Genomic DNA, 15,859 nt, shown 5'->3' on the forward strand with positions numbered 1-15,859 from the left:
CGGCCTCAAGGCGATCCGCCGGCCCCTGTCAGGCGATAGGTCGCCACCGTCCAGTCCTGCAGCTCACGCAATCCCACCCCGTGGATCGTGCACGTATCCACCAGCTCGAACGTCACGCCGCGCACCGTCTTGCCGTCCCACCGCGGCGGGCCTTCGTGCCGGTCGACGAACCACGTCGGAGGCGGCTCCTCGCCGCGCTCGTCGCGCAGCCAGATCCCGCTCTCGACCATCTGCTGGAAGCCCATCTCCCGCCCCATGGTCATGATCTCGGGGCTGACCAGGCCCATCAGGTCGAGGACGCGACGATCGCTGCCGTAGGCCAGCGCTCCGATGTCGAGCGCCGCGATCACCTCGTCGGGCTGAGAGTTCTCGCCGATCCACACGCCCTTCTCCAGATAACACGCCACCACCCCGGCCGAGAAGTCCCGGGTGTGCTGGCGCACCGGCCCGACCACCAGCCAGAGGTTGACCAGCAGGGACAGGATGCAGGCCGTCACCAGTACCCAGGAGCCCATGACCGGCCGCCCCCGGTAGGCCATGGTGAGGTTGAGCAGCCAGTACGAGAGCACGCCGAGCATGAGCAGGATGATCGGCGCCAGCGGGGAGAGATAGCGGCTGATCGTCCAGACCCGCTTGACCGCGTAGCCGCCCAGCAGCAGCCCGATCCAGGTCACGGCGATCAGGACCAGGATCACGGCCTGCCAGAAATTCCAGGCGCTGGGAGGCGTTTCCTGGCGCGCATCCTCGTCCTGCCGCGTCTGCCGGATGCGCTCCACCAGCACCAGCAGGATGAGCGCCAGGAAGAACAGCCAGAGCACGCCCTGAGTGGTGCCCAGCTGCTTCAGCGAACGCATCAGGTAGGACAGGATCTCGACCACCGCGAAGGTGGCCGCGTTGCTCTTGGCGCTGGCCGTACCCGGCGACCAGCGCCCGAAGGTGAGCTGCGCATAGACCAGCCAGGGGCCGGCGCAGGCCAGCCAGCCCAGGGCGGCCGCCAGCAACGGACAGTGGGGGCGGCACGCATGACGCCCCTTGGCTCCGTTCAGGTTGTCGCCGCGCCGGTACTCGAACAGCAGCAGCCAGGGCAGGGCCACCGGACCGAGCAGCAGGAACTCGGGACGGACCAGTCCGGCCAGCCCCGCAGCCAGGCCCCAGCCCAGGTATCGCAGCCACAATCGTCCCGCCTCGCCCTCGCCAGCAGCCACGGTCGCGGACATGCCCAGCGGCCATAGGAGGACCAGCAAGCTGGCGGTGGCCAGCGGGGTCTCCATCCCCGACATGGTCCAGCGCAGGAACCAGGCGTCGCTCATGGCGAGCAGGAAGAGCCACCAGCGCCAGACCTCGGGGAAACCCAGTCGCCGGAGCAGGGCGGCCAGCACCACCATGGCGAGGAGTCCCGAGAGCAGCCCCAGCGTCCAGGCCGCCGCGGGCCCGGTCACGCCCAGCTTCAGGAGCAGGACCAGGCCGAGGATCCACAGCGGGCTGGTGGCGCCGTAGGTGGCCTCGCCGGGATTGAACGCGAACTCGCCGCGCTCGGCCAGATTCTCGGCGTAGCGCAGGTGGATGTAGGTGTCGTCGGTGACGTAGCCGCGCAAGGCGAGATGCGCGGCCAGCAGGATAAGGAGGCCCGCGGCGAGGCGGGCCCAGTGGTGCTTGGTGGGACTCAAGTCGCCATGGCCTCCGGCTGTTGAATTCGGGGCAGCATACCCTGCCGGAGGCCGGGACGGAAAGCGCTAGTTCGCCACCGCTAGCGCAGGAACATGGGGAGCTGGGCCACGCGGGTCACGTGCGGCTTGTAGGTCTCGCGATCGTAGAAGCGATCGACGTCCACGGTCTTCTTGCCCGAGATCACCGAGTTCAGCCCCACGGTGGTGTACTTGCCCTCCTGGAGCGCCACCATCAGCCCGCTGGCCCCGTCCAGGAGCATGTCCATGGCCAGGTTGCCGAAGTTCATGGCCACCATGCGGTCCAGGGCGTCGGGAGCGCCGCAGCGCATCATGTAGCCCAGTTCCTGGTAGGTGACCTTGTGGCCGGTGATGTCCTTGATCTGATCGGCCATCAGCAGGCCGATGCCGCCCAGTTTCTGGTGGCCGTAGGCGTCGGCCTCGCCGCGCTGGACCACGTCGCCGTCCAGTTCGGTCGACCCCTCGCTCACGGTGACGATGGAGTACTTGCTGGGGTTGGCCAGCTTGTCCTCGAGCAGGAAGTTGGCCAGCTTGTGCACGTCGAACTTGACCTCGCTGATGATCACCCGGTCGACCCCGGCGAGGTAGCCCGCGATGAGCGAGGTCTCGCCGCTGTGCCGGCCGAAGACCTCGATGACGCCGATGCGCTCGTGGCTGCCGATGGGGGTGCGCAGCTGGTCGATGGCGTCGACGGTGCGCGAGATCGCGGTGGAGAAGCCGATGCAGTAGTCGGTGCCGAAGACGTCGTTGTCCATGGTCTTGGGGATGGCCAGTTGCGGATATCCGGTCTGATTGAGGCGCGCCGCATAGCTCAGGGTATCGTCGCCGCCGATGGGGATCAGGGCGTCGATCTTCAGGTCCTCGAGGTTGGCCACCACGTCGTCGGTGATGTCGACGGGGAAGCTGTCGCCCTTGTACTTGTCCTTGAGGTGCGCCGGCATCTCCTTCTCGCGTATCCGCGACGGATTGGTGCGCGAGGTGTGCAGGAAGGTGCCGCCGGTCCGGTCGATGCGCCGGACGTGCTCCCAGTCGAGCTCCACCACCCATTGCCGGTTATGATCGGGATCGCCGATCTTGTAGTTGGCCAGGCCGGCCCAGCCGCGCCGGAAGCCCACGACCTGGATCCCCTCCTTCATGGCGCGGTAGAACACCTGCTTCATGGCGTTGTTCAATCCCGGCACGTCGCCGCCGCCGGTGAGGATGGCGATGCGTCGGATCTTGTGGCTCATGGACGGGCTCCTGTGTGACAGGGGACGGGTGACCGTTTCCCCGGCAGGTTAAGCTGACCTTTGCCGGTCGGCAACAACATCGGCTGCGGGATACAGCGAGTTAACCAGATCCTGACCTGGGCCCGGGCCAGGCACCGGCCTCGGCGAGGAAACTGCCCTCCCAGCTCATGCGCGCGATGTGGCGCATGTCGTTCTCGCTGAGACCAAAGGTGGACATGGCCAGCTCGTACTCGCGCACCAGGCTGGTGCTGGAGACGGTGGGATTGTCGGTGCAGAGCGCCACGCGGACACCGGCCTCGAGGAAGCGCGGCAGCGGGTGGTCCTCCAGCCGCTCGACCGCGCCGGTGTGCTCGTTCGACGTCAGACAGCACTCCACCACGATCCCGTCGGCGGCGAGCCGCTTCATCAGTTCGGGGTCGCGACCGGCGCTGGTCCCGTGGCCGATGCGCTGTGGGCCGAGGTTGTCCACGGCCTCCCAGATCCGTTCGGGGCCGGCCGCCTCGCCGGCGTGCACGGTCTTGCCCAGCCCCATCTTGGTGGCCAGCTCGTAGGCCTTGACGAACAGTACCGGCGGGAAAGGCGGCTCGGCGCCGGCGATGTCGAACCCGATGACCCCGGGGCCGTTGTGGAACTCGGCCTTCTCGCCGATGACCTCGCGCAAGAGAATGCACGCCATGTTCCCGCCGTGGTTGCGCATGGCGATGATGTTGATGCCGGCACGGAAGTCGGGATGCTTCTCGCCGAAACGCGCCAGCCCCTTGCGCGTGGCGTGGACCACCTGCCGGGTCGAGAGGCCCGCGCGGCGATGGATGAACGGGTTGGTGCGGAGTTCGAGCACGCGGATGCCCTCGTTGTAGGCATCCTCGGCGATCTCGTAGGCGATGCGGAAGATGTTCTCGTAGAACTGCGTGTACTGCAGCGGCAGGTCGAACTTGCTGAGGTAGTCGAGGAGGTTGCGGTCCTTGGCGTCGTCCCACTGCAGGTAATGGCGGAATTCCTCGTAATCCAGTCCCGGCACCGCCCGGTAGTACTTCTCCGAGTATTCCCAGAGCGTGGCGGGACGGCAGGCGCCGTCGAAATGACGATGCAACTCGGCCAGCGGCAGGGTGCGGATGAAATCGCGGCGGTCTTCCGGGGTCATGGCGTTCCTCCTGGTCCCGGGCACGGCGCAGCGACGGCCCGGGTTGGGGCGACAGGATAGGGCCCGCGACGGGGTTTGTCCAACCACCAAGGCCTGCGGCACTGGACGCTCCCGCGTTCGCGTATTAACCTGGCAGCCTTCGAGGAGTGTGCCCGAGCATCAACGACCGAGGAGCCGCCCATGTTCAGCCGCGAAGTCCTGACGATCGACCTGGAACGGGAAGCCGGGGAGATCTGCGACCGCCTGCGCGAGACCGTGACCAAGACCCTGCTGCGGCGCGGCCTCGTGGTGGGCGTCTCCGGCGGCATCGACAGCAGCACCACCCTCGGCCTGGCCGTGCGCGCCTTCGGCCCCGATCGGGTCTTCGGCCTGCTCATGCCCGAGCGCGACTCCTCCGACGCCAGCAAGGACCTGGGCCGCGAGCTCTGCGAACATCTGGGCGTGGCCTACACCGTGGAGAACATCCAGCCCACCCTGGCGGCCATCGGCTGCTACCAGCGCTACGACGACGCCATCCGCCGCGTCTTTCCCGATTACGGCGCGGGCTGGAAGTCCAAGATCGTCCTGCCGGGCAACCTGCTCGACAGCGACCGCATCAACGTCTACCACATCGTGGTGGAGGATCCCGACGGCCGCCGCCAAGACGCGCGCCTCCCCCTCCAGGCGTACCTCGAGATCGTGGCCGCCACCAACTTCAAGCAGCGCATCCGCAAGACCCTGGAGTACTACCACGCCGACCGGCTCAACTTCGCGGTGGCCGGCACGCCCAACCGCCTCGAGTACGACCAGGGCTTCTTCGTCAAGAACGGCGACGGCTCGGCGGACGTGAAGCCCATCGCCCACCTCTACAAGACCCAGGTCTACGCCCTGGCCCGCCACCTCGGCCTGCCCGACCGGATCTGCAGCTCCACCCCCACCACCGACACCTACAGCCTCGAGCAGGGCCAGGACGAGTTCTACTTCGTGCTCCCCTACGCCGAGATGGACCTCCTGCTGTGGGCCAAGAACCACGGTGTCGCCCCCGCCGAGGCCGCCCCGGCGCTGGGCCTCACCGCCGAACAGGTGGGCCGGGTCTACAAGGACATCGACCGCAAGCGCGCCACCACGCGCCCCTTGCAGCTGCCTCCCGTGCTGGTCAAGGACGTGCCGGAGATCGTCAAGTAGCGGCTTCCGGGACTATTTCTTGAATCAGGACCGCGAATTGCCTTTAATTGCCGGGTCACCCTTCAGCCCGGCACACGCGGTCACTCATGATGAGGGGACCCAGCAATGAAGATCAATACCAGGGTTCGTTATGGTTTGCGGGCCATCCTCCGCATCGCCGACGGCTATGGTGGCCCGCCGGTCTCCATCTCCACGATCTCGCAGGAACAGGGCATCAGCGGCAAGTACCTCGAGCAGGTCATCAGTCCGCTGCGCCGCGCCGGAGTGGTCGTGAGCCAGAAGGGCGTCAAGGGCGGCTACGTGCTGGCCAAGGATCCTGCCGAGGTCACGCTCTGGGACGTGATCCAGGCGCTCGATTCGCATCCTCATCTCGTGGAGTGTGTCGACAATCCGGCCGTGTGCTGCCGCACAGAATCCTGCGTGGCCCACAGCGTCTGGAAGCTGCTGGATTCGCGCATGCAGGATTTCTGGCGCAGTTTCACTCTGGCCGATTTGCTGGCCGCCGCCGACACCGACTCGTCGCCACTGTCGTTCGAGGCCTGAGTTTCTGGATTCTCACTCAACCTCAACCCGATCCGAACCGACCCTTTAGCCAGGGTTTCGCGGGTTCCGCTGCGGGCCGGACCTGGGTTGTTGAGTTTTTGACTTCACCCGGACGAGGGCCCATTTTCCGTTGGTTCCCGCCCCGAACCGTTACCGTCGAAAGGTTCCGCCATGGAGTTCGTCCGTCGCCTGCGTCGCAACGCCGCTGCGCTGGGCAAGACCATCGTGCTGCCCGAAGCCGCCGACGAGCGCATGCTGCGCGCCGCCGCCCTCATCCGGGACGAGCAGATCGCCCGCATCGTCCTGCTGGGCGACCCCGCACGGATCGCCGCCCAGTGCGCCGAACTGGGGATCGACCCCTCCGGCCTGGACCTGATCGACCACACCGCCGACGCCGAATTCGACGCGTACGCCGCCGCCTATCATGCCAAGCGCGAGGCCAAGGGCATGACCGCCGAGCTCGCGCGCGAGACCATGGCCGACCCCCTGTTCTTCGGCGCCATGATGGTGGCGCGCGGCCGGGCCGACGGCATGGTCGCCGGCGCCGTCAGCAGCACCGGCGACGTGCTGCGCGCGGCCTTCCACCTACTGGGCACGGCGCCGGGGACGAGCATCGTGTCCAGCTGCTTCGTCATGGTCAAGGAGGACTGGGACCTGGGCGAGGACGGCATGATCGTCTTCGGCGACTGTGCCGTGAACCCCCAGCCCAACAGCGAGCAGCTCGCCGACATCGCCACCGCCACCGCCCGCACGGCCCGGGCGCTCTGCGGCTTCGAGCCGCGGGTCGCCATGCTCAGCTACAGCACCATGGGCAGCGGCGTGGGCCAGGACGTGGACAAGGTCGAGGCCGCGCTGGCGATCCTGCAGGAGCGCCAGCCCGAACTCCAGGTCGACGGCCCCCTGCAGGCCGACGCCGCGCTGGTGCCCGCCATCGGCCAGCGCAAGGCGCCCGAGAGCCCGGTGGCCGGCCGCGCCAACGTGCTGGTCTTCCCCGACCTCGACGCGGCGAACATCGGCTACAAGCTCGTGCAGCGCCTGGCGGGAGCCGAGGCCGTGGGCCCGGTGATGCAGGGGCTGGCCGGCGCGGTCAACGACCTCAGCCGGGGCTGCAGCGTGGACGACATCGTCAACGTGGTCGCCATCACCGCGCTGCAGAGCAACGCCTAGGAAGGACCCGAACCATGCAGAACGTCCTGGTCATCAACTGTGGCAGCAGCTCCCTGAAGTACCAGCTTCTGGACATGGACGACGAGACCCTCCTGGCCAAGGGCCTGATCGAGCGCATCGGCCTGGAGATGGGGATCCACACCTACAAGCGCCCCGACCACGACAAGGTCCTGCAGGAACTGCCCGTGCCCGACCACGCCCGCGCCATCGAGCTGGTGATCGCGGCGCTGACCTCGCCCGACCACGGCGTCATCGCCGACATGTCGGCCATCACCGCCGTGGGCCACCGCGTGGTGCACGCCGGCGAGAAGTACGCAGGTTCGGTGCCCATCACCCAGGACGTGGTCGACGCGCTCGAGGAGTGCATCCCCCTGGCGCCGCTGCACAACCCGCCGAACATCGTCGGCATCAAGGCGGCGCAGAAGGTCATGCCCACGGTGCCGCAGGTCGGCGTCTTCGACACCGCCTTCCACCAGACCATGAACGACTGGGCCTACATCTATCCGCTGCCCTACAAGTACTACAAGGAATTCGGCGTGCGCCGCTACGGCTTCCACGGCACCAGCCACCGCTACGTGTCGATCCGTGCCGCGGAGATCCTCGGCCGCGCGCCCAACACCTGCAACTTCATCACCTGCCACCTGGGCAACGGCGCCTCGGTCTGCGCGGTGAAGAACGGGCGTTCGGTGGACACCAGCATGGGCTTCACGCCGCTGGAGGGCCTGGTCATGGGCACCCGCAGCGGCGACATCGATCCCGCCATCGTGGGCTTCCTCGCCAAGAAGCTCGACATCACGCTGGACGATGTCGACCGCATCCTCAACAAGGAGAGCGGGATCTACGGCATCAGCGGGATCAGCAGCGACCTGCGCGACGTCGAGCGCGAGTACGCCGCCGGCAACGAGCGGGCGCGGCTGGGCCTCGAGGTCTACTGCTATCACATCCGCAAGTACATCGGCGCCTACGCCGTGGCGCTGGGGCACGTCGACGCCATCATCTTCACCGCCGGCGTGGGCGAGAACGGCTCGATGATCCGCGAGTGGTCGTGCCGCGGTCTCGAGATCATCGGCGCCGAGCTGGACCCCTTCGAGAACGGCGTGCGCCACGACGAGGCCATCATCAGCAAGCCCCACTCGCGGACCAAGATCATGATCGTCCCCACCAACGAGGAGCTCATGATCGCCCGCGACACGCGCGACCTGGTGCTCGAGCACAGGCACGCCTGAGCCGCGCTGGACTGGCGGCGCAAACGACAGGAGGGACGCCCCACCGGGCGTCCCTCTTTCTGTCCAAGGTTGCGACGACGGGGCCTAGCCGATGGCCTCCAGACGCGCCATCCGGTTGAACTGGAGCGAGCCACGCATCACCACGGCGCCGGTCCCCACGAGGTGGACCCCGGTGATGCCGTCCTCGAGCATGCGCACGTGGATCTCGCAGCGTGTGGGTCGACCCAGGGTGTGCCCCTGCTCGGTGACCACGGTCATGCGTTCGGCGCGGGGCACGAGCTCGTGCTCCACGGCATAGGCGGCCACGGCCGCCAGACAGGTCCCGCTGGCGATGTCCTCGCAGCGGCGGTCGCCTGGATGGAAGAAGCGGCAGTAGAAATCGGCATCGTCGCGGTGTGTCTCGGGGCTGAAAAGGACCAGACCAGCAGCGCCGCGAGCATCGAGGAGATCGTTGATCCCGCACATGTCCCGCAGGTTGCCGCGCATCAGTTCCCGGCTGGCCACCGGGACGAGGATCTGGTCGAAGCCGCAGGAGACCCGCTGGGGGCCGAACTCGCCGAGCTGAAGCTGCTCCGCCGGCATGCCCAGGGCGTTCGCCACCTCGTCCTGCGGCAACTCCTCGCCGAAACGCGGCGTGGGCATCTCGCAGTCGATCCGAGTCAAGCCCCGCGATTCGGCGATCAGCCGCACCTGGAGGATGCCAGCCAGGGTCTCCACATGCAGCAGGCGCCCGCTGGCCGTGGGCCGGAAGATCCCGCGGTCGGCCATGCTCGTGAACGCTGCCATGAGAACGTGACCGCTGAGCGAGTCCTCGCTGCGGTCGATGAAGAAACGGATGCGGACGTCGGCTTCCCTGGCCTCGGGTGGCAGGACGAACCCCACCTCCATACCCAGTTCCTCGGAGATGCGGACCATCTCCTCGTCATCCAGACTCGCGGCATTGGGGATGATGGCAGCCGGGTTGCCCCCGAACGGTCTGTCCGCGAAGGCATCCACGATGTGCAGAGGAATGACGGCCATGGGGTTGTCTCCCTTCCGGGGCGCCGCCCGCATGCCAGTCATGATCGGCCCGTGGCGGGTAGAATTTGGCAGAGCGGGACGACGGATGCCCCAACTCACATGGTAGCGGAAAACTGCCCGGGGATCCAGCATGTTCCCGGGATCACTCCGCCCGCCACCGGATCCGCCCCTGGACCACGGTCAAACAGGCTTCCAGACCGAGCAAATCTTCGGGAGGCTCGGTGGTCGGATCGCCGGTGAGCACGGTCACGTCGGCCAGCCTGCCGGGGGCCAGAACCCCCGTTTCGCCAGCGAGGAACGCCGCGTAGGCAGACCCGAGGGTGTACAGGCGCAGGGCGGTGCGGCCGTCGAGACGCTCCTGGGACTGCCAGCCCCCTGCGGGCGTGCCATCCGGATGGGTGCGGGTGCGGGCGGCGAACAGCCCCGCCAGAGGGTCGATGGACTCGATGGGCGCATCGGTGCCGAAGCAGACCACCGCCCCCGAATCGAGCAGCGAGCGCCAGGCGTAGGCTCCGCCGAGCCGCTCCTGACCAAGACGCTCGTCCGCCCAGTCCATGTCGCTGGTGCAGTGGACCGGTTGCATGGCGGCGATCACCCCCAGCACGGCGAAGCGGGGCAGGTCGGCGGGGTCGAGGATCTGGGCGTGCTCCACGCGCCAGCGACGGTCCCCGGGCTCGGCGCCGAGGACCTCCTCGTAGAGGTCCAGGACCAGCCGGTTGGCCGCGTCGCCGATGGCGTGGGTACCGACCTGCCAGCCGCCGGCCAGCGCGCGCCGGCAGACCTCGCGGAGGTGGTCGGTGGGCGTGACCTGCAGGCCGCGGTTGCCGGGATCGTCGCTGTAATCGGCGTGCAGCAGGGCGCCACGGCTGCCGAGGGCGCCATCGGCGTAGAGCTTGAGACCACGGACCTGGAGCATGAAATCGTCACTGGTGTAGGGTCCGGCTGCGAGACCCGCCGCGAGGGTCCCGGGCAGATCGTCGAGGAAGACGTGCAGGCGCAGGGCCAGCGCGCCGCTGGCCGCGAGGTCGCGATAGATCTGGACCCGTTGCCAGGTGGCGCCCATCTCGTGGAGCCCCACCAGCCCGTTCTCGAGGCAGCGGGCCTGGGCCAGCTCGATGCGGCGGGTGATCTCCGCCGGCGATGGCGCCGGGATCTGCGCCAGCACCAGGTCCACGGCGTTATCCAGGAGGATCCCGGTGGGCTCGCCGGATTCGTCGCGCAGGATGGCTCCCCCCGCAGGGTCGACCGAGGCGGCGGTGATTCCCGCCAGGCGCAGTGCCTCGCTGCTCGCCCAGGCCGCGTGGCCGTCGATCCGGCGTAGCAGCACCGGGCGGCCGGGCACCGCGGTATCCAGCAGCCGTCGGTGCGGCCAGCGGATCTCGGCCCAGTCGTTCTGGTCCCACCCGCGGCCCTGCAACCAGCCCGTCGGAACGTTCGCGGCGGCCTGCTGCACCCGCACCACGCACTCCGCGGCGCTGCCCGTTCCCACGAGGTCGATCTCGGCCAGCGCCTTGCCCAGCCCGTAGAGATGGGCGTGGCTGTCCACCAGGCCCGGGATCGCCACCTGTCCCGCCAGATCCACCACCTCGGTTCCGGGACCCGCCAGCGCCAGGGTGGTGGCGTCGTCGCCCACCCAGATCAGGCGACCGTCCCGGCAGGCCAGCGCCGTGGGCGCCGGCACGGGTTCGGGCTCGAGCATGGTCAGCACGCGGCCGCCATGCAGGATGAGATCGGCCGGTGCGGCGGGCGGGTCGACGCTCAGCGCCTCGGGACCGGGAACGACTAGCAGGGTGGCCAGGGCCAGCAACGCGAGCATGGGACTCCTCCGGGGAACCGCAGGTCGGTCCTTGGGTTGTTGGGGACTGTCCGACTAGATTATCACCTGGCTGTCCGGCAACAAACGTCCAATCCTCCGCGAGGTCGCCATGCGCCGTTCCCTCCTTCCGCTCTGCTGTCTGCTGCTGCTGGCGACCGTGTCCGCCCGGGCCGACCAGACCGAGGATCTGCTGCGCACCCTCCAGCGCCAGCTCGCCGCTGGCGAGCACGAGGCGGCGCTGTCCACCGCCCGCCGCTGCGTCGAGGTCCTGCCCGGCGCGCCCGCACTCTGGTACAACCTGGCCGGGCTCGAGGAACAGCACGGGGAGCACGGTGCCGCGGTGGCGGCGTTCCGCGAGGCCGTGAACCTGGGCTTCGACGATTTCCGGCACGCCGACGCCGACCCGGATCTGGGCGACCTCACCGCGGATCCGGCGTACCGCGAGCTGCGTGGGGCCTGGGCCGGTGGATTGGCCGCCCGCACCGGGGAGCGCGCGCGCGCGCTGACCGCCGACACCTGGTCCGCCCGCTTCGACCTGCCGGACCGTCGCGGCGGCCTCAATCCTCCCGAGGCCTCGGCACGCCTCCGCGCCACGGCCGACGGCCTCGAGGCCGAGGTCGTCGTGGTAGGGGGGCGCCTGGACGGCGCAGCGGTCTGGCAGGGCGGCAGCGGCGTCCTGGTCAGCGTGACCCTGCCCGAGGATCCGCAGACCGGCGAAGGCCGGCTGGGCCACGAATTCGCCATCGGCCTGGCGGACGGCCTGCCCTCGGGCGCCGTCCGGCTGGGCGCCACCTGGCAGCGGCTCACCGAACTGACGCCCAAGCTCCGCCGCGACCAGGAATCGGGCGACCTGCGCCTGGCCTTCACCATCCCCTGGCAGGCCTGCGGCACGCTCCATCCGCTGGTCGACGACACCCTGGCCGTGAACCTGGTCTTCGTGCGCCGGGCCCAGGACGAGGCCGACGGTCATGCCGCCTGGATTGCCGACCCGGCCCTCGGCCAGCGGCAACATCGCTGGCGGCGCGGGGTCCCGGTGACCGTGGTCTGGCCCGCCTCCTCGGGACCGCAGGTGCGCGGCCGTCTGGACGACACGCTGCTCCTTGGCGCCGACCCGACCGTCGCCACCCTGGCGGTGGTGGCGCCCGACGCGCGTCCCCTGAACGCGCGGCTGGTCCTCCGCGACCACGCCGGGACCATCCGCCTCGACGAGACCATCCCGGTGACGGGCGGTCCGGGTCGCCGCCTGGCGTCGGTGACCCTGCCCGCCGACCTGCCCGCCGGCCCGCTCCGGCTGGGCGCCAGCATCCCGGGCGCCAGCTGGGACGTGGCCCTCGTCTCGCTACCCGCCGGCTGGCTGGACGAGGCCGCCCGGCGCCTGACCGCGGCCGACCCCGGCGAACAGCCATCGCTCCGCTACCGCCTGCAGGCCATCGCGGCCGCCCTGCAGGACCGCTTGCCGCGTCAGGACTGCTCGGCCATGGGCACCACCATCCTGGAGCTGGCAACCATGCTCGCCAACCTCGAGGCCACCGGGACCAGCCTGCCGGCCGGGGGCACCTACCTGGCGGTACTGCCCGCCGAGGGCGACCAGCCGGCGCTCCGCTGCAGCCTGGCGCTGCCCGCAGGCTGGCGACGCGGCGATCCAGTGCGGACGCTGCTGCTGCTGGCCCGGGCCCCGGGCGCCGAGCCCCGGGCGGTGACCATGGCTCCCCGGGTGATCGACGAGCGCTGGGACGACTCCACCGGCCCGCGACCCGCCGTGGTCATTGCCGTCCCCCACCTGCCGCCGCAGCACGATCCGGCCCTGGCGCTGGCCCGCACCGGCCGCCTGCTCGCCTGGCTGCGCCAGCTCTTGGCCTGCGGCCCGGTCCACCTCGCCGGCGTCGACCTCCTGGCCGCCACCGCGCTCGAGACCGCGGCCGCCCATCCCGACCAGCTGGCCGCGGTCCTCGCCATCACGGGCATGCATTTCGTACCCTATCCGGGCGAGGACGCGGCTAGCATCGCGGCCAGGATGCAGAACCTGCCGCCGGACCTCCCGGTGGGCTGGCTCTGGTTCAGCGACGAGGTGACCGCGGACGACCAGGCCGCGGCCATGCGCCGCGCCCTCGCCGCTCGTCAGCGGCCCCTGGATCCGCAGCGCAGCGTCCCCGGCGGACTCGATTTCAGCCAGGCCTGGGGCCGCGCCGCGATCTGGGTCGCCGGGCTGCCCCAATGACCGTTTGCAACCGACACGAGACCCACGACGTAGAGGCCTCGACGCGCGGCACGAATACTGCCCGGCTGCCCCGGGTACCCCCCGCGTCCCCGACAACCGAACCAGGAGATCCCATCATGAACACCTTCGCCCGACCGCGGCTCGCGCTCCTCGCGGCCGCCCTGCTCCCCATCCTGTTCTGCCTACCCGCCACCGCCGAGACCGAGATGAAGGACGGCGTCCCCCACGTCATGAACAGCGCCACGCCTCGCGACGGGGTCCAGGAGCTGCAGCTCGAGGAGCGCTGGCGGCGCGGCGGCGAGAACGACGAGGAGGTCCTCCTCGGCCTGGTCACCAGCGTCCTGGCCGATCCCGAGGGCAACCTCTACGTCCTCGACGCCCAGCTCTCCGAGGTCAAGGTCTTCTCGGCCGACGGCGAGCTCACCGGCACGCTCGGCCGCCAGGGCGAGGGACCCGGCGAGTTCCAGGGCGCCCAGCGCATCACCTTCGCCCCCGACGACCGGATCGGCGTCATCCAGGCCTTCCCCGGCAAGCTCATCATGCTCAACAAGGACGGCACGCCCGGCGGCGAGGTCCTCCTCGGCGCCGGCGACCCCACCCAGGGCAACATGGCCTTCATGATCGACGCCCGCTACGGCGGCGACAACCTGGTGGCCATGGGCCTGAAGATCGAGTTCGACCAGGAGTCCAGCATCCTCAACCGGCACATGTTCGTCCGCTCCTGCGCCGCCGACGGCTCGAGCCTCCACGAGTACTGCGGCAAGGAGATCGTCTGGAACATGGCCACCGGCGTGACCGTGGACGAGGACGAGAACGATTTCGTCTGGTGGCGGCTGGGGGTCGACAACACCGGCCGGGTGATCATCGCCGAGCCGCGTACCGAGTACCTCATCTCGGTCTACGCCCCCGACGGCACCCTCGAACGTGTCTTCGGCCGCGAGTACGAGAGCTGGACCCGCACCGAGCCCATCAAGGCGCGCTTCGCCGCCATGATCGACGCCCAGACCCGGCAGCTGCCCCCCGACACCGCCAAGAAGGTCAGCGACCTCGAGCAGGACATCTGGGGCGTCCACTGCCACCGCGACGGCACCTACTGGGTGACCACCAGCCGCGGCATGTATGTGCCCCCCGAGGGCGCGCTCACCACCTGGGACGTCTTCTCCAGCGAGGGCGAATACCTGCGCCAGGTCACGGCCAACGTGCCGGGCAACCCCGGGGTCGACCTCACCCTGCTGACCGACGCCGATCAGCTCGTGGTGGTCCGCGGCTTCTGGGACGCCGTGCTCTCGGTCATGGGCGGCGAGCAGGACGGCGAGGCCGAACCGATGGAAATCGTCTGCTACGGCATTAAGTAGGGGTCAGCATCCCGATGATGGTCTATGCTACCCGGCGGCCCCCAACGGCCGCCGGGTACGATTCCGGAGGAAGTCCATGCCCCGCGCCCTGCTCTGCTGCTTGCTGCTGGCCGCCGATCTGACCACGGCCGCCCCCGTCCCCGAAACCGTCAATGGCCCCGCACCGCGCGATGGGGTCCGGCACCTGCGCCTGCAAACCGAGTGGCGGCTAGGCGGCGAGAACGACGAGGAGGCCTTCTTCGGCGTGATCGACCACGTGGCCCTGGACGACGAGGGGCGCGTGCTGCTGGCCGACATCCAGCTCATGCAGGTCACGGTGGTCGATCCGTCAGGCGCGGTCCTCGGCGTGCTTGGCCGCCAGGGCGAGGGACCCGGCGAGGTCACCCGCCTCGGGGGCGTCCTGCCGCTGTCCGGCGACCGGATCGGCCTGGTCCAGCTGATGCCTGGACGGGTGGTGATGGTGGACCGCGAGGGTCTGCCCGCCGGCGACATCACCCCGCACTGGGGCGAATCCGGCGGCCGGCTCATGCTCGCCGGCGTCCAGCGCGCCGGCGACCTGCTGGTGGCGGCCGGACGGCGCATGGTCCGCCGCGACGAGATCTTCAACCTGGATCTCTGGATCGCCCCCCTGGCCGAGGACGGCACCGTGGGCCATCCGTACTACCACGTGGAGCGCGAGCGCAACCTGGCCTCCCAGACCATCAGCGAGCGGGACGGCGACTGGGCCGGCGAAGGGCGCTGGACGGTCACCGCCGCCGGCCAGGTGGTCCTGGCTCCCGAGCGCAACGAGTACCGCCTGGAGATCCACGGGCCCGGCGGCCTCGAGCGCGTCTTCTCCCGCACCTTCGACTCGCGACCCCGCACCAGCGCCGAGAAAGACGCCGTCGAGGCCCGCTTCGGCCGTTTCCGGGGCCGCGGCGGTCGGCGCCCGGCCAACCTCCAGGTGGAGGTCCTGCCCACCGTCCCGGACATCCTCGCCCTGCACGCCATGCCCGACGGCGAGCTCTGGATCCGCCACAGCCGCAGTGACCAGGATCAGCCGGCCGACGTCCTGCTCACCTACGACGTCTTCGATCCCCAGGGCAACTTCATCCGGCAAACGGCCGTAGAGTGCGAAGGTCTGGCCCATCGCGACGCGCTCTTCCCCCTGGGAGGCGGCCGGTTCGTCCTGATCAAGGGCCACGCCGAGGCCATGGCCGCCATGCGCGGCACCGAAACCGATGACGCGGACGCGGCGTTCAGCGATGCCGCCCCGCTGGAAATCGTCGGCCTGAGAGCCGTCGAGCAGCACTAGG

12 protein-coding genes are annotated in these 15,859 nt (G+C 69.6%); 7 read left to right on the top strand and 5 right to left on the bottom strand.

All coding sequences use genetic code 11. The features are described 5' to 3' along the window. Positions 1 to 5: 5 nt before the first annotated feature. The 3 genes from IFSED24_RS09425 to add all read right to left on the bottom strand — a co-directional run bounded on the left by IFSED24_RS09425 (position 6) and on the right by add (position 4,055). Positions 6 to 1,667: a DUF8728 domain-containing protein gene (locus IFSED24_RS09425; RefSeq protein WP_491334965.1), complete on the bottom strand. Its 1,662-nt coding sequence runs from the start codon at positions 1,665 to 1,667 to the stop codon at positions 6 to 8. Between the two features lie 80 nt (positions 1,668 to 1,747). Then, positions 1,748 to 2,914, bottom strand: coding sequence for a 6-phosphofructokinase (locus IFSED24_RS09430; protein ID WP_491334966.1), 1,167 nt, complete (start codon positions 2,912 to 2,914; stop codon positions 1,748 to 1,750). 100 nt (positions 2,915 to 3,014) lie between these two features. Next, entirely contained in the window at positions 3,015 to 4,055 is a 1,041-nt protein-coding gene (gene add, locus IFSED24_RS09435) for an adenosine deaminase (protein WP_491334967.1), read from the bottom strand. Between the two features lie 180 nt (positions 4,056 to 4,235). Between add and nadE the strand changes: the two genes are divergently transcribed. The 4 genes from nadE (at position 4,236) to IFSED24_RS09455 (ending at position 8,155) form a co-directional block, all read left to right on the top strand. Continuing rightward, positions 4,236 to 5,219: an NAD(+) synthase gene (gene nadE / locus IFSED24_RS09440; protein WP_491334968.1), complete on the top strand. Its 984-nt coding sequence runs from the start codon at positions 4,236 to 4,238 to the stop codon at positions 5,217 to 5,219. A gap of 105 nt (positions 5,220 to 5,324) precedes the next feature. Next, positions 5,325 to 5,762: an RrF2 family transcriptional regulator gene (locus tag IFSED24_RS09445; RefSeq protein ID WP_491334969.1), complete on the top strand. Its 438-nt coding sequence runs from the start codon at positions 5,325 to 5,327 to the stop codon at positions 5,760 to 5,762. A gap of 171 nt (positions 5,763 to 5,933) precedes the next feature. Continuing rightward, complete coding sequence (gene pta / locus IFSED24_RS09450; RefSeq protein ID WP_491334970.1) at positions 5,934 to 6,929, top strand: phosphate acetyltransferase; 996 nt, start codon at positions 5,934 to 5,936, stop codon at positions 6,927 to 6,929. 14 nt (positions 6,930 to 6,943) lie between these two features. Further along, positions 6,944 to 8,155 carry an acetate/propionate family kinase gene (locus IFSED24_RS09455; protein ID WP_491334971.1) on the top strand — a complete coding sequence of 404 codons (1,212 nt, stop codon included), beginning with the start codon at positions 6,944 to 6,946 and terminating at the stop codon, positions 8,153 to 8,155. Between the two features lie 84 nt (positions 8,156 to 8,239). On the opposite strand, the gene IFSED24_RS09460 is transcribed toward IFSED24_RS09455, so the two are convergent. Beyond that, the gene (locus tag IFSED24_RS09460; protein ID WP_491334972.1) at positions 8,240 to 9,175 is read right to left on the bottom strand and encodes a PhzF family phenazine biosynthesis protein; all 936 of its coding nucleotides are present in this window, start codon (positions 9,173 to 9,175) and stop codon (positions 8,240 to 8,242) included. 142 nt (positions 9,176 to 9,317) lie between these two features. Next, the gene (locus tag IFSED24_RS09465) at positions 9,318 to 10,991 is read right to left on the bottom strand and encodes an amidohydrolase (protein ID WP_491334973.1); all 1,674 of its coding nucleotides are present in this window, start codon (positions 10,989 to 10,991) and stop codon (positions 9,318 to 9,320) included. A gap of 109 nt (positions 10,992 to 11,100) precedes the next feature. On the opposite strand from IFSED24_RS09465, the gene IFSED24_RS09470 reads away from it, so the two are divergent. From IFSED24_RS09470 to IFSED24_RS09480, 3 genes are all read left to right on the top strand, one after another. Continuing rightward, on the top strand, positions 11,101 to 13,209 hold the full coding sequence (locus IFSED24_RS09470) for a hypothetical protein (protein WP_491334974.1): 2,109 nt from the start codon (positions 11,101 to 11,103) through the stop codon (positions 13,207 to 13,209). 116 nt (positions 13,210 to 13,325) lie between these two features. Then, positions 13,326 to 14,564, top strand: a complete 1,239-nt coding sequence (locus IFSED24_RS09475; RefSeq protein WP_491334975.1) for a 6-bladed beta-propeller — start codon at positions 13,326 to 13,328, stop codon at positions 14,562 to 14,564. Positions 14,565 to 14,640: 76 nt separating this feature from the next. After that, positions 14,641 to 15,858, top strand: a complete 1,218-nt coding sequence (locus IFSED24_RS09480) for a hypothetical protein (RefSeq protein WP_491334976.1) — start codon at positions 14,641 to 14,643, stop codon at positions 15,856 to 15,858. The last annotated feature ends 1 nt before the right edge of the window (position 15,859 follow it).

This window comes from Candidatus Latescibacter sp. IFSED24 (assembly GCF_058273205.1).